Source organism: Nostoc sp. JL31 (assembly GCF_017114965.1).
GTDB classification, from domain to species: domain Bacteria; phylum Cyanobacteriota; class Cyanobacteriia; order Cyanobacteriales; family Nostocaceae; genus Nostoc; species Nostoc punctiforme_A.
The window spans coordinates 1-24,059 of sequence record NZ_JABXKO010000033.1 but is presented as its reverse complement, the minus strand read 5'-3'; the positions used below and the strand labels follow the sequence as shown (position 1 = coordinate 24,059).

Sequence of the window (24,059 nt, the reverse complement as noted above, 5' to 3'; positions counted from 1 at the left end):
AGATATTAAGAGAATAAACTTTCTTTACTTGAGTATATATAGTTGATGCGATCGCTTATGTAATAGCTGTTTTCGTAGAAATTGAAAATCACCATAAGGTAGCATAGGTGTGCTACCTTACTAAAAACGATTATTAACCTCCTTTAATCACTGCTTGATAGCGACCTAGTGCAATTAAAGGAAAGTATTGTTGATATAAATGATACTTAAGATAAAAATGGCAAGGGAATCCAGTACCTGTAAAGTCTGCCTCAAACCAAGTACCATCGGGCTTTTGAGTTGCCACCAGATAGTCAATTCCCCGCTCAATCACCTCAAGAGCTAATTTACCAGTTGCTTCACCTGCTGCCAAGAGGCCAATTAAAGCCCAAGCAGTTTGAGATGCAGTACTATTTCCTTTTCCTTTGAGACTGGGATCGTCGTAGCTGCGGCAAGTCTCGCCCCAACCACCATCTGGGTTTTGGCATCCAACTAACCAAGCCGCTCCTCGTTCTATACTGAGTTTATGCCTTTGAGGATCTATTAACGCCAAGGCTGATAAAACGCCACTAGTACCGTAGATATAATTTACACCCCAACGACCAAACCAACAGCCTTCAGTTTCTTGTTCGCTCAAAAGATAAGTTAGCGATCGCTCCAAATTATCACTATCAATTGACAAATCACAAGCACCCAGCATTTCTAGGACTCTAGCGGTAACATCTGCGGTGTTTGGATCGATCATGGCTTTCAAGTCGCCATAGGGAATTGAGTTAAGCCAATCTTGATCGTTGTCCAAATCAAAAGCAGCCCACCCACCTGGTTTACATTGCATAGATGCAATCCAGTTTAAGGCACGAGCGATCGCAGCCTGTTTGATTTTTTCATTCGGGAGTTTCGCCAAATGTAGTGCCATCACCACCACAGCCGAGTCGTCTACATCGGGATAAAAGCGATTCTCAAACTCAAACGCCCAAGCTCCTGGTTTTCCCTGGCGATTTTTTACAGCCCAATCTCCGTAATCTAAAATTTGTTTTTGCAGCAACCATTCTCCAGCCTTGACGACAGCCGGATGATCTGGTGCAAAGCCAGATTCTACTAAAGCACGCATTGCCCAAGCCGTATCCCAGACGGGTGAAACACAAGGCTGTACCCGATAGCTATCCTCGGTTTCAATGGCAAAGTTATCAATTGCTTGCAAACCTCGTTCCACAATGGGATCGTTTCGGTCATAATCTAGACAGCGCAAAGCTAGCATTGAATTCAGCATTGCCGGAATAATGCCGCCCCAGTCACCTGTAGCTTCTTGGCGCTCTAAAATCCATTTTTCGGCGGCTTTGATGCCTTCTTGGCGGAAGGGTACTAAATTAAGGCTTTCTGCCAACTTAAACCCCCGATCGAGGGTAAGGAATAAATCTGTCCAATCGCCAGTTTGGGGTAATTCCCATTGGACTTGATCAACACCTTCAGCGTATAGTTCATCTAGGTTGATAGCTGAGTCAGTGAGAAAAACAGGTTTGCGATCGCATACAATCAGCAACGGCACTGTGCTGGAACGCGCCCAACTAGACATCTCGTAGATATTGACAGGGAAAGCTTTTGGCAACAGCATTATCCAAGGTGGCAGCGAGGGAATACCGCGCCAGTTGTAGCAGCCAATCAAAGCTAAGTGTAACTTGGTAAAAATCCGAGTTTTGCTGATACCACCGCGTTGAAGAATAAAAGCTTGCGCCCGAATCATCGCCGGATCGTTTGCTGGTACACCTAGCAGCCTCAGCGCCATGTAAGCTTCCACCGAGGTGCTGAGTTCTCCGCCATCACCGTAGAAAAGTTCCCAACCACCATGCTGTCGTTGCTCTTGACGCAAATATGCTTCAACTTTGTGTAAAGCTCTTGTTTGGTCTGTTCCCCAAATTTTATGGAGGAGGACGACTTCAGCAGTGATGGTGACATTCGATTCTAACTCTGCCCACCAATAACCTGCCGGATTTTGAATTGAAAGCAGATATTCTTGGCTAGCTGCGATCGCATCTGCGACTTGATTGACTTTTACCCTGTCTTGTGTTTGCATCAAATCCTATTTAACCTCAACACCCAACCTAGTTATGAACGCGGCACTACAGTGAAAAATTTTTTTCCTCTATTCAGTAGACATAGTATTGTGTCTGAGTCACTGAAAATTTGCAATAGGTCATGGATGTAATTGTATTAGGATTGATGCTCTTATCCTTGACAATTTGGTTAGGATTACTGTGTTTTTGGGGACAGTTTTGGCGGACAGACCAGCAATTAGAGGTTACAGAAACTCAGCTAGAATCGTTACCTGTAGTTTGTGCCGTGGTTCCAGCCCGTAACGAAGCTGAGTTAATACCAACTAGTTTGCGATCGCTCTTACTCCAAGATTATCCCGGTTCTTTCAACGTATTTTTAGTAGACGATCGCAGCACAGACCGGACAGCAAATTTTGCCGAAGGGGTTGCACACGCTTTAGGTAAACCTCAGCAATTGCATATTATCTCTGGCGTTTCACTGCCCCCCGGTTGGTCGGGTAAACTTTGGGCAGTTGAACAGGGTATAAAGAGCGCTAGTAAATTTGCACCCGATTATTTTTTGCTAACTGACGCAGATATCGAACACGATCCTGGTAATCTCCGTCGGCTGGTTGCTAAAGCTGTGCAGGAAGATTTAGATATGGTTTCGGTAATGGTGCGGCTCAGGTGTGAAAGCTTTTGGGAAAAACTTTTGATTCCAGCTTTCGTCTTTTTCTTCCAAAAACTCTATCCTTTTCGCTGGGTGAATAATCCCAACAATCCCACAGCCGCCGCAGCTGGAGGATCAATCCTGATCGCCCGTGAAGCTTTAGAGCGAATCGGGGGTATTCAAGTCATTCGCCAAGCTTTAATTGACGATTGCGCCCTTGCTAAAGCTGTTAAGAAGAGTGGGGGACAAGGGGACAGGGAGAATAACCCAATGCTTAGTCAAGGTCGTATCTGGCTAGGATTGAGTAGCTTGACTCGGAGTTTGCGCCCTTATGACTCGCTGGCGACGATTTGGGATATGGTTGCTCGTACTGCCTATACCCAACTGAATTATTCGCCATTACTACTATTAGGAACTTTGGTGGGAATGCCTCTGATTTATTTAGCTCCTCCTATATGTGTGATTCTGGGTGCAGTTTGGAGCAATTGGGCGATCGCACTTACAGGTTTATTAGGATGGTTGTTAATGTCCTTGGCTTATTACCCGACGATCCGCTTTTATAAATGTTCTCCTTGGTTAGCATTTAGTTTACCTGCGATCGCTTTTCTCTATACTTTAATGACTCTAGACTCAGCACTACGTCACTGGCAAGGGCGCGGCGGCGCTTGGAAAGGAAGAGTTTATCCCAGTTCGGATAATTTATAGCTAGAATAAAATTAGAGATTAGAAAATTCGGTAGTGCTAATCTAAAGTAAAAGTAAGCCTAAAGTGGTTGATTAAAAGAACTATGACAACGGCAACACCAACAATTAATCCTGTTACTGTCCCCAAAAAGCTGCCTTTTCTGGAGTCGATTTGTTGGCAGACTGCCGATGTGTATCGGTTTACTTCAGAACAAATGCTGAGTCGCTATGAGCGTGGCTGGCAGTATCACAATTTATTTAACAATCTTGAAGGCGAAGAACTCAATTTTCTTCAGGAACTTGCCAGACGCTATAAATCCTGGTTGCAAGTTTGTTTATGACCTTCAGGTTAGAACACCATAATCAAATTCTCACAGTTCTTGAATCCTTAGATTCGGACATACTTAAGAAGGGTTCTGCTTACTTCGGTGGCGGAACCCTTCTTGCATTTGAGTTTGAAGAATATCGTTGGAGTAAGGACGTTGATTTTATCGCTTCTGTTGGTACAGAAGGCTACAAATACCTACGGGAAGTGGTATTTGAGGGTGGGCATGAAGCATTATTTCGAGATTTAAGTAAAATCCAAGTTGGACGTAGCACAACTGACCAATATGGAATTCGGATGCTCGTTTTTGTAGACGATGTGCCGATTAAAACGGAAATTATTGCCGAAACTCGTTTTCAACTAGACCCACCAAGATATCTAAAGTGGTCACTCGCTCCCTGCTTAAGCTTGAATGACTGTTTTACTTCTAAGCTGCTGTCAAATTCTGACCGTTACGCCGATGACAGCGTTGAGGCAAGAGATTTAATCGATCTAGCAGTTCTCAGGCTGCGATCGCCAATCCCTCAAGTATCAATTGAGAAGGCTGAAAAAGCTTATCAAGTTATGCGCCCTTTGAAAAGAGCGATCACACTCTTTCAGGAAAGACCAGATTACAGGGAAAAATGCTTTCTCGGTCTGCAAGTCGATCGATCTCAGATACCTAAAATTATCGATGGTATTGATTTGCTCTCTACAGATTTAGGTTTATCTCACACTCCAAGAACTTTTCGAGAACAACATGATGTCTTTGCTGATTTAGAAACACAAATTGAAAAACGAGCAGATTCTTAAACAGGTTATGCCCAATGCCCCTAAATCCTTGAAGCAGCTGTTTGTTTAGCACTGGCGGGTTCAACAGGCAATGGTTGAGCGGCTTTCAATACCACATCCAATAACCCTGGAAACAGCACCTCTAAATCTTCACGCCGCAGGATGTTAATATGGTGTGTCCCTTCTTTGCGTGTAAAGACTATCCCCGACTCCCGCAAAATCTTAAAGTGGTTGGACATCGTAGACTTAGCGATCGCAAAATCAAACCTCGCACAGCATTGTTCCCCCTCAGTCGCCAACAGCCGCACAATCTCTAGTCGCACGGGGTCGCCCAATGCATACAACACGCCCGGTAAAGAAATATTTTTTCTATCTGGATGATAAAGGAATCTCATAGTTGCATTATCTCATCAGGTGGCATATATTTTTATTATTCGATATTATCGAATTATAGAATTAAGTAGGAAGGCAATTTATGTCATCCATTACAAACGTCACAGAAGCCACATTTAAGCAAGAAGTCTTGGAAAGTGAAATTCCGGTATTAGTGGACTTTTGGGCACCGTGGTGCGGCCCTTGCCGGATGGTTGGCCCAGTCGTCGATGAAGTTGCTGCTGAATACGAAGGACAGGTGAAATTTGTGAAGTTGAACACAGATCAAAATCCTACTGTCGCTAGCCACTATGGAATTCGCAGCATTCCGACATTGATGGTTTTTAAAGGAGGTCGCCAGGTCGATACTGTCGTAGGGGCGGTTCCAAAAACTACCTTGAATAAGACCTTAGCACAGCATCTTTAATCTAGGTACTATTGTGAGATGTATTTAGTTTGCAGTCTTCTCTAGAGGGAGCCAGGAGTCCAAATACATAAGACTCCTGACTCCTAACTTCTGACCGGAGGCGGAGCGTCTCCGGCTTTGCTCCTGAATTCTGAATTCTGTTTCAACTAATGGGGAAAGAGCGAAATGGACTTGAAATTGCATGGTAAATCCGCCCTGGTCAGTGGCTCAACCGCAGGTATTGGTTTGGCGATCGCTCTTGGGCTAGCTCAAGAGGGTGCATCAGTGATTGTCAACGGTCGGTCTGAAGAAAGAGTAGCTCAAGCGATCGCTAAAATTAAGCATTCTACACCCGACGCAAAAGTTTCTGGTGTTGTTGCTGACACAGCCACTGCATCGGGGGTAGAGAAACTCATTCAAGAGGTTCCTCACGTTGATATACTCATAAACAATGTGGGTATTTATGAGCCAAAAACCTTCTTTGATATTACTGATGAAGACTGGTTAAAGATATTTGAGGTTAACGTCCTCAGTGGAGTCCGTTTGAGTCGGCAATATCTGCAAAAGCAGCTAGAGCAAAACTGGGGGCGGATAATTTTTATCTCCAGCGAATCTGCTATTCAGATCCCAGTGGAAATGATTCACTACGGCACAACTAAGACGGCGCAGCTAGCTATTGCCAGAGGTCTAGCAGAAATGACTGTGGGAACTGGAGTTACAGTAAACTCCGTCCTCCCAGGGCCAACTCGTTCAGAAGGAGTTGAAGAGTTTATCACCAACCTGGCACAGGAACGTGGTATTAGTCCCGATCGAGTTGAAGCGGAGTTTTTTCAAAATGTGCGTCCAAGTTCCCTAATCAAACGCTTTGCAACTAATGAAGAAGTAGCAGCGATCGTAGTTTACCTTTCTAGCCCCGTAGCATCAGCAACAAATGGTGCAGCTTTGCGGGTAGATGGTGGCGTTATTCGGTCGATTGTTTAGTATTTGAACCACAACCGCATAGTCTATTTACTTGAAATAGCTGTAATGCGCTGCACGCAAAATTGGGTATGGGGAAAACTCTTTCCTTATTCTCCCGAACTTGCACATGTGGGGTTCCAAATTTTGAATTTTGAATTTTGAATTTTGAATTGGAGCGAAGCGACATGACTACTGAGATCAACTTATTCTCTCCTTACCAATTAGGAAATCTGGAACTACCTAACCGGATAGTGATGGCACCCTTAACCCGAAACCGGGCAGGTGAGGGAAACGTACCACACCAACTGAATGCTACTTACTACGTCCAACGTGCTTCCGCCGGACTGATTATTTCTGAAGCAACACAGGTAACTCCTGAAGGACAAGGCTATCCCGCGACACCAGGAATTCATTCACCAGAACAGGTGGAGGGATGGAAGTTAGTAACAGATGCCGTACATCAGCACGGCGGCAGAATTTTTCTGCAACTATGGCACGTAGGCAGGATTTCTCACCCCGATCTACAACCGAATGGAGTTTTACCTGTAGCACCTTCTGCCATTGCTCCTAAAGGTGATGCCTCAACTTTTGAAGGGCCAAAACCTTTCGTTACTCCCCGTGCTTTAGAAACATCGGAAATACCGCAGATCGTCGAACAGTACCGTCAGGGAGCGGCAAATGCCCTAGCCGCTGGGTTTGATGGCGTGGAAATTCACGCGGCTAATGGTTATTTAATAGATCAGTTTCTCCGGGATGGTACGAATCAACGTACAGACAAATATGGAGGTTCTATTGAGAATCGTGCCCGATTCCTGTTGGAGGTGACAGAGGCGGTAACTAGTGTGTGGGATTCTAACCGAGTTGGGGTACGTTTTTCTCCCAGTGGGACTTTTAACGATATAGGTGACTCTAATCCTCTGGAGACATTCGGTTATGCCGCTCAAGCGTTGAACCAGTTTAATTTGGCATATCTGCATATTTATGAGGCAACAGAGGCAGATATTAGACATGGCGGGACAATAGTAGCCACTAGTCATATACGCGATCACTTTACAGGTACTCTCATCGTCAATGGTGGTTATACTCGTGAAAAAGGCGATGCAGTGCTGGCAAATAAAGGCGCAGATTTAGTTGCCTTTGGCACATTATTTATATCAAATCCCGATTTACCCCGACGCTTGGCTTTGAATGCACCACTAAATGAACCAAATCAAGCAAGCTTTTATGGCGGCGATGAAAAAGGATATACAGACTATCCATTTTGGTCGCCTGCTAGTGAAGCAGTAGCTAATGCGTAATTCGTAATTTGTAATTCGTAATTGTCCCTTGCGAATAATTTTTGTTTTTGTTTCATGAATAAATAAATTCGCTTGTATGCTAATTACGAATTATTTGGTCATAATCCAACTATCAGGAGAATCTCATGAGTTCTATCATCCAAACCCAACCTTTAGATGTACCCAGTGCGATCGCTCAACGTCGTTCTATCAAAACTTTTAAAACAGACCCCATCACCCCAGAACTGCTTAAGCAACTAGTAGAGTTAACCGTGGCTGCACCCAGCAGCTATAATATCCAGGACTGGCAAATTATTCTTGTGCAAGATGAAGCGCAAAAGGCAGCATTGTCAGCGGCATCTTTTAATCAACAGCAAATTGTTCAAGCACCTGTAACCTTTGTTTTTGCTGCCGACCCTAACGCAGGCGAACAAAACTTGGCCCCAATTCTAGAGCAGGGAATCGAAACTGGGGCATGGAATGAAGGTACGGTAAACTACTTTAAAACCGCCGTTCCGCAATTTCAAGCATCGCTGGGCGAGAAGCGACGCGAATATGCCATCAAAGATGCCATCATTGCTGCTACCCATTTGGTGTTAGCAGCAGAAAGTCTGGGATTATCCACTTGTTTTATGAACGGTTGGATTGAGAATCAGGTAAAACAAGTGATTGGTGCAGGAGATAATCCAGATTTAGCGATCGCTGTTTTAGTTCCTGTTGGCTATGCAGCTGAACCACGCTTAAATCCCGGTCGTTTGCCATTTTCCTCCAACGTCTCTGTAGACAGAATCGGTAATCCTTATGCAGGGTAGCTTTCCCTAAATTGGGAATGACGCATTAGAAGAGGCAGAGGGGAAAAACCTACTGCAACTTCTCCCCTGCCCCCCTGCTCCCCGCTCCCCTGCTCCCCCGCTCCCCTCCACACCATGTCCTTACCCTCCTTCCTAGCACGTCGTTCGTTCCACTATGGCTGGATCGTAGCTGGTTTAACATTCCTAGCCTTGCTGGTGGCAGCCGGAATCCGCTCTGCTCCTGGAGTTTTTATAGTGCCTCTCGAACAAGAGTTTGGCTGGAGTAGAGCAACTATATCTTTGGCAATCTCCATTAACTTAGTACTCTACGGATTGATTGGCCCTTTTGCTGCCACAGTTATGGAGCGAATCGGCATTCGTCGGATGATGGTATTCTCATTTGCCATCATTGCGCTGGGTGTCGGTTTAACCACTTTAATGTCTGCTTCCTGGCAACTAGTCTTGCTGTGGGGTGTAGTTGTCGGTAGTGGTAGCGGAGTTATCGCCCTGGTTTTGGGTGCTATTGTCGTCAATCGCTGGTTTTTGGAAAAGCGGGGTCTAGTTCTGGGCATCTTAACCGCTAGTACAGCCACGGGACAACTAGTGTTTCTGCCGATACTAGCCTCAATGGCCGATCGCTTTGGGTGGCGAACTGCGGCTCTGGCTCTTACTGGTGCAGCACTCCTAATTATTCCAGCGATCGCAGCCTTTATGCGCGATCGTCCGGCGGATGTCGGTTTGCGAGCCTTTGGCGACAACAGCGAAACTGTGGAAGTGTTACAGCCCAAAGTCAATTCCATCGCCTCCACTCTTAACGCCCTCTGGCTAGGAATGCGTAATCGAGACTTCTGGCTGTTATTTGGTAGCTTTTTTATCTGTGGCGCAAGCACAAATGGGTTAATTGGAACTCATCTAATTCCTGCTTGTATTGACCACGGTATCCCGGAAGTCAAGGCTGCTGGGCTTTTGGCAATCATGGGACTATTCGATTTTTTTGGAACTACTATGTCCGGTTGGCTATCTGACCGTTGGAACAATCGTTACTTATTGTGCTGGTACTACGGGCTGCGGGGTTTATCTTTGATTTTCTTGCCCTTCAGTTTTAACTTTTCCTTCTATGGACTTTCCATTTTCGCCGTCTTCTATGGACTTGATTGGATTGCTACCGTACCACCGACAGTCCGTCTTGTTGCCAACATCTTCGGTAAAGAAAATGTCGGCGTGATGTTCGGTTGGATTGTCGCAGGACACCAGCTTGGTGCAGCCACAGCAGCATTCGGAGCCGGAGTGTTGAGAACTTGGACGGGTAGTTATTTACAAGCATTTATTTTATCAGGCGTTCTCTGTCTGATTGCCGCAGTTTGTGTATTGCAAATTGGTCAAACTCCCACTAAGAGTAATTATCTCGTACAGAAGAATTCGTAGAGTCTGCGTAAGTCCTAATAACTTGCTTGTTAAGCTTATCCGTGGTTTGATATAGTACGGTAGCTCTATCAGGTTAAAGTATTTTGTTGACGACTCAATTACCTGAATTAACTTGTCAGCCACAAAGTAAATATAAGACTTTCCATGCCTATCCAAACTATTGGTATTTTAAGTCCGGGTGATATGGGACAAGCGATCGCAGCTGTTCTCAATCAACATGGATTGAAAACTATTGCCGCCCTAGACGATCGCAGCGAACGAACTCGGCAATTAGCAGCCGCAGCCAACATCCAAGATGTGGGTTCCCTCACACAACTAGTAATTGAATCTGATGTGGTGCTGTCAGTTCTAGTCCCCGCAGCGGCTACCCAAGCAGCGAAGCAAGTAGCTGAGGCGATAGGCAATGTGGGTAAATCCATTCTCTACGTTGACTGTAATGCGATCGCACCGCAAAAAGTTATAAATATCGGTCAACTCATTGAATCAGTTGGGGGAACATTTATAGATGCATCAATTATTGGCCCACCGCCGCGAGTTCCCAATCGCACCCGCATTTACACTTCCGGAAAACAAGCAAATCAACTCCTACAACTGCGAGATTATGGCTTAGATGTGCGGGTGATTGGTGAGGAAATTGGTCAGGCTTCCGGGTTGAAAATGTCTTACGCAGCCCTGACAAAAGGACTTACAGCAATCGGCACAGAATTACTAATTGCAGCCCATCGTTTAGGTTTGGATAAAGAATTATGGGATGAAGTGTCTAGTAGTCAAAAAGAACTTGCTAGCATTTTAACCCGTTCCATTCCAGCGATGACACCGAAAGCCCATCGTTGGGTAGGAGAAATGGAAGAGATTGCAGAAACCTTTAAAGAGTTGGGTCTAACTGAGCGCATTTTTGACGGAGCAGCAGACGTTTACCGTTTGGTGAAAGACACCTCCTTGGGTAAAGAAACACCAGAAGAGTCTAATCGCGATCGCCCCTTGGATGAAATCATTACAATCCTCTCCAATGAAGCAATTTCCGACACCTAATCTTGAGTATTTTTTATAGATGGGGTAAAAAGCGAGAATCTATGACTCAAGAACAATGGACTGCGGTCGATCGTTACTTTACCGATCTGCTAGTGCCGCCAGACCCCGCACTGGATAGAGCGCTCCAGACTAGCGCCGCCGCCGGATTACCGCCGCACAATGTTTCGCCGAATCAGGGCAAGCTGCTGTTGCTGTTGGCGCAAATCCAAGGAGCGCGAAGCATCCTGGAAATTGGCACACTGGGCGGCTACAGCACAATCTGGCTAGCGCGGGCGTTACCCAGCGATGGCCGTCTAATCACGCTGGAGGCAAACCCAAAGCACGCCGAAATTGCTCGTACCAATATCGCCCACGCTGGTTTGTCCGATATTGTTGATCTCCGGCTTGGACAGGCGCTTTCTACACTGCCACAGATTGCCGCCGAGGGTCACGGCCCATTTGACCTGATCTTCATTGATGCTGACAAGCCAAGCAATCCCGAATACTTCGCGTGGGCGCTCCAGCTTTCCCGTCGCGGTAGCCTAATCGTCGCTGATAATGTTGTGCGTAACGGAGCAGTGATTGATACTGCCAGCAACGATCCTAGCGTTCAGGGAGTGCGCCGCTTCAACGAACTGCTTGCTTCTGAGCCACGCGTCAGTGCCACAGCAATCCAGACCGTAGGTAGCAAAGGATACGACGGCTTTGCGATCGCGATCGTCACCGCCGACGAATAATCTGAAGATGAGATGAGAGCCTCACTGTTCACTGTTGTGTCAGCTTCCCGCAGAGTACAGAAGTTCAGTAGCTCAAAATCATCGGGGTCGAATCCCCCCTGCCCCTCTGCCCCTCTGCCCCCTAAATAGCTTTCATTGGCAGACTGACAACGAATGTCGCCCCCTGTCCAATTCCTGGACTTTCGGCCGAGACTGTGCCACCGTGTAATTCTACCAAGTGGCGGACGATCGCTAACCCTAATCCTAATCCTCCATGCGATCGCGTGCTGGAACTGTCAGCTTGACGAAAACGTTCAAATACATGGGGTAGAAATTCCGCAGCAATTCCTGCTCCCGTATCACTCACCCGAATTTGCACGCAAGATTCAATGCACTCTAATTGCACATCAACTCTGCCGCCCTTGGGTGTAAACTTGACGGCATTGGAGAGCAAATTCCACACAACCTGTTGCAAACGGTTGGCATCGCCCACAACTACCTCTACTTTTGGGTCGAATCTACACTTAATACTAATCTCTTTAGCCTGGGCTGCTGGGTACACAGTATCGATTGCCGCTTCTACAAGTGGTACAATTTCTACCCGATCCGTACTTAAATGAAGTGTGCCTCTAATAATACGTGACACATCAAGAACATCTTCAATTAGTTGTGTCAGGGATCTAGTATTACGTTCAATTGTCTCTAGTGCGCGACCAGTAGTAGCTTGATCGAATTTGCGCGTTCTAAGTAGCTGTGTCCAGCCTAGTATAGCGTTGAGCGGTGTACGGAGTTCGTGGGAGAGTGTGGCGAGAAACTCATCCTTCATGCGGTTTGCAGTTTCGGCATCGGCGCGTGCTGCTTGTTCGCGTTTAAGCAGTTCTTCGCGTTCTTGCTCTGCTTGCTTGCGATCGCTAATATCAATCATGAATCCATGCAGTAGCTGTGGCCCATTTTCATCCCGCACCACATTTACAATGTCATACAGCCAAACAACTCTGCCATCAGCAGCCAACATTCTGTATTCAAATTCATAATTATTTAGTGATAGAGAAGATTCTTGGCAATACTGAATAGCCCACTCCCGATCTTCTGGATGCATATTTTTTGCCCAGAAATTATCGGTGTACCAGTCTGACAATGGATAGCCAAGAATCTCAACAGTTTGTGGCCCTACATAAGTAAAATTCCCAGTAGTGGCATTTACCTCCCAAGGAATCACACGGACTTTTTCCGTGAGTGTCTTTAAACGTTTCTCGCTTTGTTTGAGAGATGCTTCTGCTAACTTATGAAGTGTAATATCTGTGATTAGGGCAACAAATCCTTCAACTTTTCCCTGGTGACTGAACTGGGGAACGTAAGTAATATTTAGGTAATGGTTTGTGCCATCTTTATCGGGTACTTGGGTTTCGTAAGTTACTTTTTCTCCTGAAAGTACCGCTTTTATATAAGGAAGAATTGACTGATAAACAGATTCTCCGACAATTTCTCTAATGTGTTTACCATAAATTTCGGAAGTAGGAAGCCCAAACCAGTCTTCATATTCTTTATTATTAAAGCGATAACGCTGCTGACTATCAACATAAGAAATCTTGGCGGGCACAGCATTGGTAATTAGACGCAGTTCATCTTCTCGTTGACGGAGTGCTGCTTCTGCTTGCTTGTGTTCTGTGATGTCGCGTTGAGTTCCCCACGCTCTAACTAAAAGCCCATTTTCGACAATTCCCACCAGATTATTCAAAAAATATTTGGAATTACCTTGCTTATCTATTTCATGGGACTCGGCATCTATTAGTCGGTAGTTAGAACGTATAAAGTTACGCAGGTATGCAATATTATGTGGATCGGAGGCAACAAGAAAGTCTCCTAATCTGACACCGATAATTTCTTCGGCACGATAACAGCCATACATCTGTGCCATAACATTGTTGCATTCTGCCAGGTAAACATATTGGTAAAAATGTTGAATTTGTTCATCTTCTGGACAATCTGCTGAAATTGGTACTTCTAGTTCGATGCACCAAATACCTTCTGAACTCTGCTCTAAAAAAGTGCGGTAGCGTTCTTCGCTTTTGGCAAGGGCGAGTTCTACTTGTTTGCGTTTGCTTAAATCAATCACAAAAGAAATAATATCATTTTGGTTATTTTCTAACAAAGCAGAACCTAACAGGATGGGAACGCGACTACCATCTTTGCGGATGTATTCGTTCTCAAAAGACTGACACACGCCTTTAGTTGTGAGTTCTGCAATCGCACTGTTGTTAGTTTCAATATATTCTGGTGGGATCATCTCGCGCCATCTGACTCGCCCTGCTAGCAAATCCTCCTGCGAATAATCTACCATTCCTAAAAAAGCATCATTAGCCTCTGCGTAGGCGTAGCCCGCCGTAGGCATCGCCCCGTCCATTTTGGCTACAACTACCCCAATAATGTTGGACTCTACCAACCTTCTAAATTTTGTCTCGCTCAACTGTAGTTTCTGCAAACTCATTTGAAGATGTTGTTTGGCAGTGCGTAATTCTAAGTTCAGCAAGTTAATAATTGTTGTCACCAGCACAAACAAGCCTAAACGCAGTATATTGTCTAGACTGGCAACCAAGAGCGAAAATACTGGTTCTAAGAAAAAGTAGCTGACGGCTAAAGTAGACAAAGCAGTAGCCAGTAACCCTGCTTCCATGCCGCCATACCAGGCACTAACCGCCACGGCAGCAAAAAACAGCAGGAAAATACTTGGTTTCAGTAGTGGCTGTAGCAATAGTGTTAATAGCAATACGCTACCAACAGCCAATAGTGCCACAGCATAAGGTGCTAGAAGGGAACGTGTTCCTCTCAATGTGGCTTCTCCTTTTATGCAGCTAGCTAAAGGATTATTCCCAAAATTAGCCAGAAAATGTGAAGCCTTAGCGAGTCTTCTCCCAAGGGAGACGCCAAGGGCGTTAGCGAGTCATCGAGCGTCACAGCCCGTCGTAGCAATCGCTCAACACTTAATTATGCATCGGAAAAATACATACCCAAGAAGTTACTTGCTGCTAATCTATCTAAAGTAGTAAATCTTAGATTTAAAAAAGTTCAAGACTCTGATAATTACCGCTCTAATTATATATGTTTTATTTTTGAGTCTCTATCAAACAGTAGAGATTTATTAAGACGAATTCAGAACTCAGTAGTCGGATTATGCAAGTCCAAAAAAAATATAATCCTTGATAGGAGTTTTGCATAAGCCCCAACAAATAAGAGTAAATAATTCTACTACAATCAAAATTTTGAATGCGTATATTCTTATCTTCTAGATGTGAATTTACCCAAAGAAAAAAAGCAATTAAAGTTAAGCCAGCTATTAATATAATCTACACCTGCAATTGCAACCGTTTCAGCAAAAAGCTCTGTCGCTATTCTTTGTAGGATTCGGACAGGTTATTGTTGGTTTGCCGATGGGACATTCAGTGACTAATGAGCGCATCTAATTGGGTTTTGTCGGAATTAGTTTGATGAATCATGCACTTTTTGCGTTATTAGTAATCAATAGACTAGGGAATGGGGCATGGCGAATGGAAAAATTACCAATGCCCAATCCCCCATGCCCAATGCCCAATGCCCAATGCCCAATACTCATGGCTCGTACCCCTACATTAAATTTTGATCGTGGCACATTAATTTTGCATCCACCACCACGCGGCAAAGGTTGGATGGATTATGCTACGTGGGATGATAGAGTTGAAAAATTCCGCATTCCCGCAATTAGATATCGATCGCTAGTAGAAGCACTACAAGCGGAAGATGTGAATTTTATCGATGAGGCCAAGCAATTTTATCCTGTAGATTTGGTTCCCACTTTGGAAATGGAACCCTATCCCCATCAAACTGAGGCGTTAGCGGCTTGGAAACAGGCGGGTAGACAAGGAGTTGTTGTGCTTCCCACGGCGGCGGGAAAGACTTATTTAGCTCAAATGGCGATGCAATCAACGCCACGGACGACGCTGATTGTAGTCCCAACTTTGGATTTAATGCATCAGTGGTATGCACATTTAGTCGCGGCTTTCCCCGATGCTGAAGTGGGATTGCTGGGAGGTGGTTCGCGGGATAGAACGGCAATTTTAGTTGCAACTTATGATAGTGCCGCAATTCACGCCGAAACGTTGGGAAATCAATATGCGTTGATTGTTTTTGATGAATGTCATCATTTACCCACAGATTTTAATCGGGTAATTGCCGAATATGCGATCGCACCTTATCGTCTGGGACTCTCTGCGACACCGGAACGCACCGATGGTAAACACGCTGATTTAAATATCCTCATTGGTCAAGAAGTATATCGCAAACGCGCTGAAGATTTGGCGGGGAAGGCGTTAGCAGAGCATGAAATTGTCCAAATTAAGGTAAAGTTATCGCAACTTGAACGGGAAAGATACAACCAATTAATTCAAACTCGCAATGACTTTTTGAAACAATCGAAAATTTCTTTGGGGAGTTTGCAAGGTTGGCAAATGTTCGTGCAAATGAGCGCGCGATCGCAATCTGGACGTAGGGCTATGTTAGCGCATCGAGAAGCGAAAGATATCGCTTTGGGTACTGATGGAAAGTTGCGAATTTTGATTGATTTATTGGCAGAACATTATCCGGCGAGAATTTTGATTTTTACTGCTGATAATACAACGGTTTATCGCATTTCTCAAGAGTTGCTAATTCCGGCAATTACTCATCAAACTCCTGTGAAAGAACGGCATGAGATATTAACAAAGTTTCGAGAGGGTAAATATAATACTTTGGTTGCTTCTCATGTGTTGAATGAAGGGGTTGATGTGCCGGCGGCAACTGTTGCAATTATTTTATCGGGGACGGGTTCGGCTAGGGAGTATACTCAGCGCTTGGGGAGGATTTTACGGAAGGGGAATATTGAGAATAAGCAGGCGATTTTATATGAGGTGGTGGCGGAGGATACGAGTGAGGAGGGGACTTCGGCTAGGCGGAGAGGGGAGAGGAAAGACGAACCGCCAAGACGCGGAGGACGCAGAGAGGAAGAGGAGAGGAAAGGGAAGTTACAGGTTGTGTATGGGAGTGGGAAGGAAAGGAGTTTGAAGGCGGCGGAACAGTTAGAAATTAATTATTCAACCGGAAGTCCAAAATCTAAAATCCAAAATTCAGCAGATGTTACCGACAGACTTACTGATGCATCGCCAAAACGGGGAGGAGATTATTCCGAAGAGACTGAAGATTGATCAAAAAACTTCGGAGTTGGCGATTGAGTTAATTAATTATTTTCAATCAGCAGTGGGGAAGACTCAAGGTGTGCTTGAGCGACAACTGACTGATTTTGAAGGAGATTCTACAGATTATCGGGTGAAGCGGGGGTTAGCTTATATTCTCAAAAGTAGTTTTTGCACTTTTGAGGTGGTTAGTCCTTTGGAACCACAGATGTTAAGAGAACGGGTATTTTCTCTGGCTGCAAAGTCTGTTTCTAGTCGAGAATCTACACAAGTTACTCTGGGTAAAATTGCTGATGAATTAACTCAAGAACTTGAGCGAGAAGTTTTATTAGAACAGGTTCGGAATGGATTATACGCTGATTTATCTGAAAATAAGATTTTGACTGTTTTTGATGCACCAACAGCGCCAGATTTATTAAATCGATATAACTTATCTCAGGTGCAGGGTGTGTTTTATAAGGCCAGTCAACTAGTGTTAAATGCTCATCGGAATGTTCCGGGTGAATATAAGCTGTTATTTCGCTATTTAAAGTTGTTTCAATTGATGGCTTATATTGAAGGTGATGCTGACCACGGGTTTACAATTACCATTGATGGGCCGACGAGTTTATTTAATCCTAGTACGCGATATGGGTTAGCGATCGCTAAACTTATTCCGGCTTTACTTCACGTTACTAAATGGAGTCTTTCGTCGATTCTCCAAACCCGTGATGCTTATACAAATACTTGGAAAACTGGACGTTTTACTCTCAATTCTGAATGTGGTTTGGTATCCCATTATCCACCAGGAAAGCCCTACGATAGTATGCTAGAAGCATCCTTTGCAGATAAATGGGATGCGTTGAAAAGTGGTTGGGCATTAGAGCGAGAAGTTGATTTGATACCGATTCCTGGTAGTGTGATGATTCCCGATTTTCGCTTAGTTCATGCTGATGGGCGTACCTTTTTATTAGAAATTGTTGGTTATTGGCGACCAGAATATTTACAAAAAAAGTTTTCTCAGGTGCGACGGGCTGGACGTGATGACTTAATTTTAGCAATTTCCGAGCGACTTAATTTAGAAAAAGCGGGAGTAAAATTAAATGATGTCCCCGCCAGAATTGTTTGGTTTAAAGATAAGTTATTGCCGAAAGCTGTGTTAGCTGTAATGGATTGATTAAGGAGGAATAAGATGAAAAGTATAGAAACAATTGCCACAGTTACAAAAGATGGTAAGATTACAGCCCAATTACCATTGGATATTCCAGAGGGTGAGCATCAGGTGGTGATAGTAATTGATGAAAAGCCTGTGGTAGAGAAACCAGAGAGCAAACAAAAGCGTCCTCCTCTAAACTTCCCTGTAGATAATTATGGTTATTGGCCTGAGAATCTTTCTTTAAGACGCGAGGATATGTATGGTGATTGGGGGCGGTGATCCTGTTTTTCTAGACACGAACATCTTAGTGTATGCAAATGTGTCTGAATATCGCTTTTACCAAGTAGTGATGTATTAATCTAATAGAAATACTATGAAAACTATAGAAACAATTACTACAGTTACAAAAGATGGTAAAATTACAGCGCAGTTACCATTGGATATTCCAGAAGGTGAACATCAGGTGGTAATAGTAATTGATGAAAAGCTTTTGACTGAGGAAACGGAGAAGAAAGAAAAGAAAGCGCCTCTCAAATTTTCCGCCTATCCTGTAGGATTAGTCTCGGAAAGTTTAACTTTCCGCAGAGAAGACCTTTATGCAAACGACTAATAACTCTGTATTCATCGATACGAATATTTTAGTTTATCCAAATCTAGCCTTGTCGCCATTTCATGTACAAGCGACAGAACGACTGCAAGCACTTGCGGAACAAGGTATTGATTTATGGATTAGTCGCCAAACTTTAAGAGAATATTTGGCAGCAATGACAAGAGGAGGCGACTTAACCGGGAATATTCCTATTACATCTTTAGTGACAGATGTACGGTATTTTGCTAGTTATTTTCGCTTGCTTGAAGATAATTTGCTAGTGACAGAAAGGTTACTAACACTCATGGAGGAAATTCCTAGCGGTGGTAAGCAAGTTCATGATGCAAATATCGTCGCCAAAATGCTAATTTATGGTATTCCTCAATTACTCACTCACAACATAGGCGATTTTGCAAGATTTTCTGGGTTAATTACTTTCTTGCCATTACAAGGTTAACGCCGTGTGCGACTTTATCTCAAACCTAACCCCCAACCCGTTCCCTACTAGCGTTGGGGAGCAAGAATCAAAGTCTCTCGACCTTTCGGGGAGAAGAATGGAAGTGCAATACGCTTGGGTTAAGCATTTCTTCCTTCTCTTTGCGTCCTTGGCGTCCTTGGCGGTTCGTTAAAAAAATTGACTTTGACAAACGATTTTAGCCTTAACTGAACCGTATTGAATGGAAGTAGGGTTCCAATTTCGTTAATTATGCAATCCTACTGACTAACCCCAAACACTTCTGCGTTCCCAAAACTGGGCGACTCTTTTTTCCCACTGCTCCCAATAATCTTTGATAACTGCTGATTCAAACCAAAATACCTCTGCTGGCATTTCTGGAATCGCTATTACTAACAGAGCGTGCTTTAGCTGAATACCGTAATCTTGATAATATTCGTTAGCTGCTCCTATGTATGCCGTAAGTTGTAGTGGATGTTCATATAAATGCTCAATTGAACCTTTGGGTTTGTCTGCTGTTTTCCACTCGCAAATACAGGGAATACCTTGATAGCTGGCAATACAATCAACTTTGCCAGAATAACTCAAATCATGATGAAAAACTGAGCCTTCCACAAGTCTAACTGTGTCGATTTTTTCTAAAACTGGCTTGATACTCTCCCAATAAGGGCGACTCGCTTCGGGACAAACAGGGTTTTGTCCAAGAAGGTAGCGCTCAATTTGTTTGTGTGTTTGGGTTCCCCGACGGCTAGCAGATGTAGTAATGCGGGTAGCTTCTTCTGTACCAACACGCGCTTTCCAGTTTAATAATCTGTCTCTATCTGCTTGTGATTTGGTGGCATTAAGTATTGTAGTAACGCTGGGTAAACGATTTCCCTTGGCATCTACATAATATTGTTTACCATTTTCTCTTTTGGCTGTGGCATTAATGCGTGGTAACAATTGGGTATTATGCATCAGTTGGTATGTTGACTTTGAGATTCCCTCAAGAAGGAAAGTGAATAAAACCCCATTCCATTGTAAGGAATAGGGCTGCGGTAGGGGTTTGTTACAGTGCTTATTAGCTAAATATGTGTGATATATTTCCGAAATAGACAGAACTGCATTTGCATTTCCCCGCGGGATGTCGTATTTTATTACTAAATTATGGAACCTGTAACATTAACAGCAGTTGCAACTGCGATCGCTACTATAGTTTTAACTAAAGCTCTAGAAAAAACTGGCGAAAAGCTTGGGGAAGCTGCATTAGACAAAAGTCGTGAGTTAATCGAACAGCTACATAATAAAAATAAGTTACCTTTGCTAGCGGATGCAACACAGCAGCCGTTAGATTATGGCAAAGCAGTGCTGGAGTTAAAAGCAGCAGCAGATGCAGATAGTGAAATTGCTCAATCTGTGCGAGAAATGGAAGCAGCCGCAAATGCTGATCCCCAAGCGCCGAAAGTCCAGGCGTTAGCAAATGACCTAAACTCGCAACCAGCAGGTATTATTAATTCTACAAAGTTGGCTGACTCTATTAAAAACGTCTTTCAGGGAAATACTTTCACTGGTACTAATAACTTCTGACTGTACCCGCCTGTTGGGGAACAGGTAAAGTTAAATCCCTCTACTGAAACACCGCAAAATTTACCCCTGAGTGGCGTGGTGAAGTTTGTTGAACGTGAAACTGAATTGCAAAACCTGCATGAGATGTTGCAAAAAAATAATCAGGTGGTAATTGCGGCGATCGCTGGCATGGGTGGACTGGGTAAAACAGAACTGGCCTTACAATATGCAATGGCTCACCGTGAAATTTACAAAGGTGGAATTTGCTGGTTGCTGGCAAAGGCTCAAGATGTGGGAATTCAAATTGTACAGTTTGCCAGAATGCAACTTGACTTAAACCCACCAGAAGATTTTGATTTACTCGCCCAAGTGCAATACTGCTTTCGGCTTTGGCGCGAGGGTAATGTGCTGCTAGTATTAGACGATGTTGGAGAATATCAACAAGTTAAGCCTTACTTACCTGCGCCATCTTCTCGGTTTAAAGTATTGATTACCACGCGTCAACACTTCGGGGCATCTATAAAGGTATTATCTCTAGATGTCTTGCAACCAAAAGCAGCGCTGGAGTTATTAAAGTCATTTTTTAAAGAAACACCAGAGCGAATTGAGCAAGAATTGGCTGTTGCATATCAGTTGTGTGAGTGGTTGGGATATTTACCTTTGGGTTTGGAATTAGTCGGGCGATATTTGGCGCGAAAACAGGATTTATCTTTAACAGAAATGTTGCGGCGGTTGGAGAAAAAGCGACTAGAACAACTGGCCCTTGTTAAACCAGAAGCCGATATGACAGCACAACGAGGTGTATTGGCAGCCTTTGAGTTGAGTTGGCAAGAATTAGAAGACAGCGATAAGCAGCTTGGCTGTTTGCTGAGTTTATTTGCCGCCGCACCTATATCTTGGAAGTTGGTGGAACAGTGTCTACCAGAGGAAGAGTTAGAGGAAATTAGAGATGATACCTTGCTGAAACTGCATTTACTTCAGCGCAAAGGTGAGGGAATTTATCAACTACATCCACTGCTAAGGGAGTTTTTTCAATATAAGCTTACAGATTTAGAACAGGCAGAGGAATTAAAGCGATCGCTTTGCCGGGTAATGGTAGCAGTCGCTAAGGAGATTCCTTACTCGTCCACCCTTGAGCAAATCACCGCCGTTTCTCTCGCCATTCCTCATATAGCTGAAGTAGCGAATCATCTTATTCAATACGTTAGTGATGATGATTTACTTTGGCCTTTCTACGGCAACGCTACATTTTATAATGCTCAAGGTTTATATAACCAGGCTTTACCCTGGTTTAAACAATGTCTAGAAGTCGCTAAAAAACACTTGGGAGATGAACATCCGTCTGTCGCCTCTAGCCTTAACAACCTAGCGTATCTCTACTACTCTCAAGGCAGATACAGCGAAGCCGAACCCCTTTACATCCAAGCATTGGCACTCTGGCACAAGCTGCTCGGAGATGAACATCCGTCTGTCGCCTCTAGCCTTAACAACCTAGCGTATCTCTACTACTCTCAAGGCAGATACAGCGAAGCCGAACCCCTTTATATCCAAGCATTGGCACTCTGGCGTCAACTGTTCGGAGATTACCATCCAGATGTCGCACAAATTTTTAATAACCTAGCGTTACTCTACTACTCCCAAGGCAAATACAGCGAAGCCGAACCCCTTTGCATCCAAGCTTTAGCACTCAGGCGCAAGCTGCTCGGAAATGAACATCCATCTGTTGCCACTAGCCTCAACAACCTAGCGTTACTCTATTGTTCCCAAGGCAGATACAGCGAAGCCGAACCCCTTTACATTCAAGCTTTAGCACTCAGGCACAAGCTGCTCGGAAATGAACATCCAGATGTCGCACAAAGTTTTAATAACCTAGCGTTACTCTATTGTTCCCAAGGCAGATACAGCGAAGCCGAACCCCTTTACATTCAAGCTTTAGCACTCAGGCACAAGCTGCTCGGAAATGAACATCCAGATGTCGCACAAAGTTTTAATAACCTAGCGTTACTCTATTGTTCCCAAGGCAGATACAGCGAAGCCGAACCCCTTTACATCAAAGCTTTGGCACTCTGGCGCAAGCTGCTTGGAGATGAACATCCATCTGTTGCCACTAGCCTTAACAATCTAGCGTCACTCTATCGTTCCCAAGGTAGATACAGCGAAGCTGAACCCCTTTACATCCAAGCTTTAGCACTCTCGCGCAAGCTGCTCGGAGATGAACATCCAGATTTCGCACAAAGCCTCAACAACCTAGCGTTACTCTACTACTCTCAAGAAAAATATAATGAAGCCGAACCCCTTTACATCCAAGCTTTGGCACTCTGGCGTCAACTGCTCGGAGATGGACATCCAGATGTCGCCACTAACCAGGACAACCTAGCGGCACTCTACAAGTCCCAAGAAAAATATAACGAAGCCGAACCCCTTTACATCCAAGCTTTGGCGCTCAGGCGCAAGCTGCTAGGAGAAGAACATCCAGATGTCGCCACTAGCCTCAACAATCTAGCAGTACTCTACTACTATCAAGAAAAATATAACGAAGCCGAACCCCTTTACATCCAAGCATTGGAACTCGGGCGTCAACTGCTAGGAGAAGAACATCCAGATGTCGCCTCTAGCCTCAACAACCTAGCGTTACTGTACGACTCCCAAGGCAGATACAGCAAAGCCGAACCGTTGTACATGCAAGCATTAGATATTTTTCAGCGACGGTTAGGCGCAAATCATCCTAATACTGTTACTGTGCGTGAAAATTTAGCATATTTTTGCGATCGCCTCCCCCCAAATCCAGAATAAGCTAGTTTTGTGCAAAACTTACCGTGATAAAACTGAAAAGGGCGTTAGCGTTCGCGAAGCCTCTCGAAGAGAAGCTTACTGTTCGCGTAGCGTTCCGAAGGAAAGGTATCGCCTAAACTAAAATTCATATTGAACTAAGTAAAAATGTCATTCAACTTACTCAAAATGAGCTTTTACTTTCTCAAAAGCAGCTTTTACTTATTCAAACCCCAGTTTGCTTTCTCATTTCGGTGTTTTCCGCAAGCAAAATAAGCTTTTACTTATTCAAACCCCAGTTTGCTTTCTCATTTTGGTGTTTTCCGCAAGCAAAATGAGCTTTGACTTACTCAAAAGAAGCTTTTGCTTTCTCAAACCTGAGTTTGCTTTCTCATTTTAGTGTTTTCCGCAAGTAAAAGGAGCTTTTACTTTCTCAAACCCCAGTTTGCTTACTTATTTGAGTAATTCACGCATTTATTTTGGTATATCATTAGCCGAAAGCTGGCGTAGGCGTAGTCTGTCGGAGACATTACTCTAGAAAACAAGTGTAAATCGACAAGCGATCGCTATTGATGCAGATGCCATTGCCCGTGCGATCGCATACACTATTGAACAGCCCAGTGATGTTGATGTGAATGAAATCCTTATCCGTCCAACACGTCAAGAACTTTAGATTTAGGCTGACAAAAGAAGTAAGACACGATTAAAGCAAACTTGTCAGGGAGTTAATTGACATGGTTAAGGAATCTAATGCTTATCTGTTAGGTGGTGGTATCGGCTCTTTGGCAGCCGCCGCCTTCATGATTCGCGACAGCAGACTCCCTAGCGGAAATATTTTTATCCTAGAAGCAAAGCCCCTCCTGGGCGGAAGTATGGATGGAACCGGGAATCCTGGTGAAACAGTTGAGCCTGAAACAGTTGAGCCTGAAACAGTTGAGCCTGAAACAGTT

22 protein-coding genes and 1 pseudogene are annotated in these 24,059 nt (G+C 44.2%); 19 read left to right on the top strand and 4 right to left on the bottom strand.

Annotation, left to right across the window (positions count from 1 at the left end; translation table 11 throughout):
- Positions 1-133 precede the first annotated feature (133 nt).
- Positions 134-2,050, bottom strand: a complete 1,917-nt coding sequence (gene shc / locus HWQ43_RS06045; protein ID WP_292731252.1) for a squalene--hopene cyclase — start codon at positions 2,048-2,050, stop codon at positions 134-136.
- Between the two features lie 122 nt (positions 2,051-2,172).
- On the opposite strand from shc, the gene HWQ43_RS06040 reads away from it, so the two are divergent.
- The 3 genes from HWQ43_RS06040 to HWQ43_RS06030 all read left to right on the top strand — a co-directional run bounded on the left by HWQ43_RS06040 (position 2,173) and on the right by HWQ43_RS06030 (position 4,479).
- A complete protein-coding gene (locus tag HWQ43_RS06040; protein WP_292731250.1) occupies positions 2,173-3,384 on the top strand; it encodes a glycosyltransferase in 1,212 nt (403 codons plus the stop codon).
- An 82-nt stretch (positions 3,385-3,466) separates the two neighbouring features.
- Positions 3,467-3,703, top strand: coding sequence for a hypothetical protein (locus tag HWQ43_RS06035; protein WP_292731248.1), 237 nt, complete (start codon positions 3,467-3,469; stop codon positions 3,701-3,703).
- Positions 3,700-4,479, top strand: a complete 780-nt coding sequence (locus tag HWQ43_RS06030) for a nucleotidyl transferase AbiEii/AbiGii toxin family protein (RefSeq protein ID WP_292731246.1) — start codon at positions 3,700-3,702, stop codon at positions 4,477-4,479. The genes HWQ43_RS06035 and HWQ43_RS06030 overlap by 4 nt, the downstream gene beginning before the upstream one ends.
- Positions 4,480-4,499: 20 nt before the next feature.
- On the opposite strand, the gene HWQ43_RS06025 is transcribed toward HWQ43_RS06030, so the two are convergent.
- Positions 4,500-4,853 (bottom strand): helix-turn-helix transcriptional regulator, encoded by a 354-nt coding sequence (locus HWQ43_RS06025; RefSeq protein ID WP_292731244.1) that lies wholly within the window; start codon positions 4,851-4,853, stop codon positions 4,500-4,502.
- An 80-nt stretch (positions 4,854-4,933) separates the two neighbouring features.
- On the opposite strand from HWQ43_RS06025, the gene trxA reads away from it, so the two are divergent.
- The 7 genes from trxA to HWQ43_RS05990 all read left to right on the top strand — a co-directional run bounded on the left by trxA (position 4,934) and on the right by HWQ43_RS05990 (position 11,437).
- Complete coding sequence (gene trxA / locus HWQ43_RS06020) at positions 4,934-5,257, top strand: thioredoxin (protein WP_012412473.1); 324 nt, start codon at positions 4,934-4,936, stop codon at positions 5,255-5,257.
- A 165-nt stretch (positions 5,258-5,422) separates the two neighbouring features.
- Complete coding sequence (locus HWQ43_RS06015) at positions 5,423-6,217, top strand: SDR family NAD(P)-dependent oxidoreductase (RefSeq protein WP_292731241.1); 795 nt, start codon at positions 5,423-5,425, stop codon at positions 6,215-6,217.
- A gap of 164 nt (positions 6,218-6,381) precedes the next feature.
- The gene (locus HWQ43_RS06010) at positions 6,382-7,494 is read left to right on the top strand and encodes an alkene reductase (protein ID WP_292731239.1); all 1,113 of its coding nucleotides are present in this window, start codon (positions 6,382-6,384) and stop codon (positions 7,492-7,494) included.
- Positions 7,495-7,619: 125 nt separating this feature from the next.
- Positions 7,620-8,285 (top strand): nitroreductase family protein, encoded by a 666-nt coding sequence (locus HWQ43_RS06005; RefSeq protein ID WP_292731237.1) that lies wholly within the window; start codon positions 7,620-7,622, stop codon positions 8,283-8,285.
- 114 nt (positions 8,286-8,399) lie between these two features.
- Entirely contained in the window at positions 8,400-9,689 is a 1,290-nt protein-coding gene (locus tag HWQ43_RS06000) for an MFS transporter (protein ID WP_292731235.1), read from the top strand.
- Positions 9,690-9,833: 144 nt separating this feature from the next.
- Positions 9,834-10,721, top strand: a complete 888-nt coding sequence (locus HWQ43_RS05995; RefSeq protein ID WP_292731233.1) for an NAD(P)-dependent oxidoreductase — start codon at positions 9,834-9,836, stop codon at positions 10,719-10,721.
- Between the two features lie 2 nt (positions 10,722-10,723).
- Positions 10,724-11,437, top strand: coding sequence for an O-methyltransferase (locus HWQ43_RS05990; RefSeq protein ID WP_292731231.1), 714 nt, complete (start codon positions 10,724-10,726; stop codon positions 11,435-11,437).
- 121 nt (positions 11,438-11,558) lie between these two features.
- Here HWQ43_RS05990 and HWQ43_RS05985 read toward each other — a convergent pair whose 3' ends face one another.
- Positions 11,559-14,246 (bottom strand): PAS domain S-box protein, encoded by a 2,688-nt coding sequence (locus HWQ43_RS05985; RefSeq protein WP_292731229.1) that lies wholly within the window; start codon positions 14,244-14,246, stop codon positions 11,559-11,561.
- Between the two features lie 778 nt (positions 14,247-15,024).
- Here HWQ43_RS05985 and HWQ43_RS05980 point away from each other — a divergent pair.
- From HWQ43_RS05980 to HWQ43_RS05960, 5 genes are all read left to right on the top strand, one after another.
- Positions 15,025-16,629, top strand: coding sequence for a DEAD/DEAH box helicase family protein (locus tag HWQ43_RS05980; protein WP_292731349.1), 1,605 nt, complete (start codon positions 15,025-15,027; stop codon positions 16,627-16,629).
- A complete protein-coding gene (locus tag HWQ43_RS05975; protein ID WP_292731227.1) occupies positions 16,559-17,773 on the top strand; it encodes a DUF790 family protein in 1,215 nt (404 codons plus the stop codon). Before HWQ43_RS05980 ends, HWQ43_RS05975 begins: the two co-directional genes overlap by 71 nt.
- A 15-nt stretch (positions 17,774-17,788) precedes the next feature.
- Positions 17,789-18,031 (top strand): hypothetical protein, encoded by a 243-nt coding sequence (locus tag HWQ43_RS05970; RefSeq protein WP_292731225.1) that lies wholly within the window; start codon positions 17,789-17,791, stop codon positions 18,029-18,031.
- Between the two features lie 94 nt (positions 18,032-18,125).
- Positions 18,126-18,362 (top strand): hypothetical protein, encoded by a 237-nt coding sequence (locus tag HWQ43_RS05965; protein WP_292731223.1) that lies wholly within the window; start codon positions 18,126-18,128, stop codon positions 18,360-18,362.
- Positions 18,349-18,798 (top strand): type II toxin-antitoxin system VapC family toxin, encoded by a 450-nt coding sequence (locus tag HWQ43_RS05960; protein WP_292731221.1) that lies wholly within the window; start codon positions 18,349-18,351, stop codon positions 18,796-18,798. Before HWQ43_RS05965 ends, HWQ43_RS05960 begins: the two co-directional genes overlap by 14 nt.
- 264 nt (positions 18,799-19,062) lie before the next feature.
- On the opposite strand, the gene HWQ43_RS05955 is transcribed toward HWQ43_RS05960, so the two are convergent.
- Complete coding sequence (locus HWQ43_RS05955; protein WP_292731219.1) at positions 19,063-19,752, bottom strand: PD-(D/E)XK nuclease family protein; 690 nt, start codon at positions 19,750-19,752, stop codon at positions 19,063-19,065.
- Between the two features lie 189 nt (positions 19,753-19,941).
- Here HWQ43_RS05955 and HWQ43_RS05950 point away from each other — a divergent pair, with 189 nt between their 5' ends.
- From HWQ43_RS05950 to HWQ43_RS05935, 4 genes and pseudogenes are all read left to right on the top strand, one after another.
- On the top strand, positions 19,942-20,361 hold the full coding sequence (locus HWQ43_RS05950; RefSeq protein ID WP_292731217.1) for a hypothetical protein: 420 nt from the start codon (positions 19,942-19,944) through the stop codon (positions 20,359-20,361).
- A 75-nt stretch (positions 20,362-20,436) separates the two neighbouring features.
- A complete protein-coding gene (locus tag HWQ43_RS05945; protein ID WP_292731215.1) occupies positions 20,437-23,133 on the top strand; it encodes a tetratricopeptide repeat protein in 2,697 nt (898 codons plus the stop codon).
- A 529-nt stretch (positions 23,134-23,662) separates the two neighbouring features.
- A pseudogene (locus tag HWQ43_RS33720) lies at positions 23,663-23,782 on the top strand (oxidoreductase); the annotation flags it as partial.
- Positions 23,783-23,843: 61 nt separating this feature from the next.
- On the top strand, positions 23,844-24,059 hold a 216-nt coding region (locus HWQ43_RS05935), incomplete at its 3' end, for an oleate hydratase (protein ID WP_292731211.1).

What these genes read in the sequence shown, in the direction of transcription:
- HWQ43_RS05960 (WP_292731221.1), top strand. Translation starts at nt 18,349, where the DNA reads ATGCAAACGACTAATAACTCTGTATTCATCGATACGAATATTTTAGTT.
- HWQ43_RS06005 (WP_292731237.1), top strand. Translation starts at nt 7,620, where the DNA reads ATGAGTTCTATCATCCAAACCCAACCTTTAGATGTACCCAGTGCGATC.
- HWQ43_RS05950 (WP_292731217.1), top strand. Translation starts at nt 19,942, where the DNA reads ATGGAACCTGTAACATTAACAGCAGTTGCAACTGCGATCGCTACTATA.
- HWQ43_RS06010 (WP_292731239.1), top strand. Translation starts at nt 6,382, where the DNA reads ATGACTACTGAGATCAACTTATTCTCTCCTTACCAATTAGGAAATCTG.
- HWQ43_RS05965 (WP_292731223.1), top strand. Translation starts at nt 18,126, where the DNA reads ATGAAAACTATAGAAACAATTACTACAGTTACAAAAGATGGTAAAATT.
- trxA (WP_012412473.1), top strand. Translation starts at nt 4,934, where the DNA reads ATGTCATCCATTACAAACGTCACAGAAGCCACATTTAAGCAAGAAGTC.
- HWQ43_RS05955 (WP_292731219.1), bottom strand. Translation starts at nt 19,752, where the DNA reads ATGCATAATACCCAATTGTTACCACGCATTAATGCCACAGCCAAAAGA.
- HWQ43_RS06000 (WP_292731235.1), top strand. Translation starts at nt 8,400, where the DNA reads ATGTCCTTACCCTCCTTCCTAGCACGTCGTTCGTTCCACTATGGCTGG.
- HWQ43_RS06030 (WP_292731246.1), top strand. Translation starts at nt 3,700, where the DNA reads ATGACCTTCAGGTTAGAACACCATAATCAAATTCTCACAGTTCTTGAA.
- HWQ43_RS05995 (WP_292731233.1), top strand. Translation starts at nt 9,834, where the DNA reads ATGCCTATCCAAACTATTGGTATTTTAAGTCCGGGTGATATGGGACAA.
- HWQ43_RS06035 (WP_292731248.1), top strand. Translation starts at nt 3,467, where the DNA reads ATGACAACGGCAACACCAACAATTAATCCTGTTACTGTCCCCAAAAAG.
- HWQ43_RS06015 (WP_292731241.1), top strand. Translation starts at nt 5,423, where the DNA reads ATGGACTTGAAATTGCATGGTAAATCCGCCCTGGTCAGTGGCTCAACC.
- HWQ43_RS06040 (WP_292731250.1), top strand. Translation starts at nt 2,173, where the DNA reads ATGGATGTAATTGTATTAGGATTGATGCTCTTATCCTTGACAATTTGG.
- shc (WP_292731252.1), bottom strand. Translation starts at nt 2,050, where the DNA reads ATGCAAACACAAGACAGGGTAAAAGTCAATCAAGTCGCAGATGCGATC.
- HWQ43_RS06025 (WP_292731244.1), bottom strand. Translation starts at nt 4,853, where the DNA reads ATGAGATTCCTTTATCATCCAGATAGAAAAAATATTTCTTTACCGGGC.
- HWQ43_RS05980 (WP_292731349.1), top strand. Translation starts at nt 15,025, where the DNA reads ATGGCTCGTACCCCTACATTAAATTTTGATCGTGGCACATTAATTTTG.
- HWQ43_RS05970 (WP_292731225.1), top strand. Translation starts at nt 17,789, where the DNA reads ATGAAAAGTATAGAAACAATTGCCACAGTTACAAAAGATGGTAAGATT.
- HWQ43_RS05975 (WP_292731227.1), top strand. Translation starts at nt 16,559, where the DNA reads ATGTTACCGACAGACTTACTGATGCATCGCCAAAACGGGGAGGAGATT.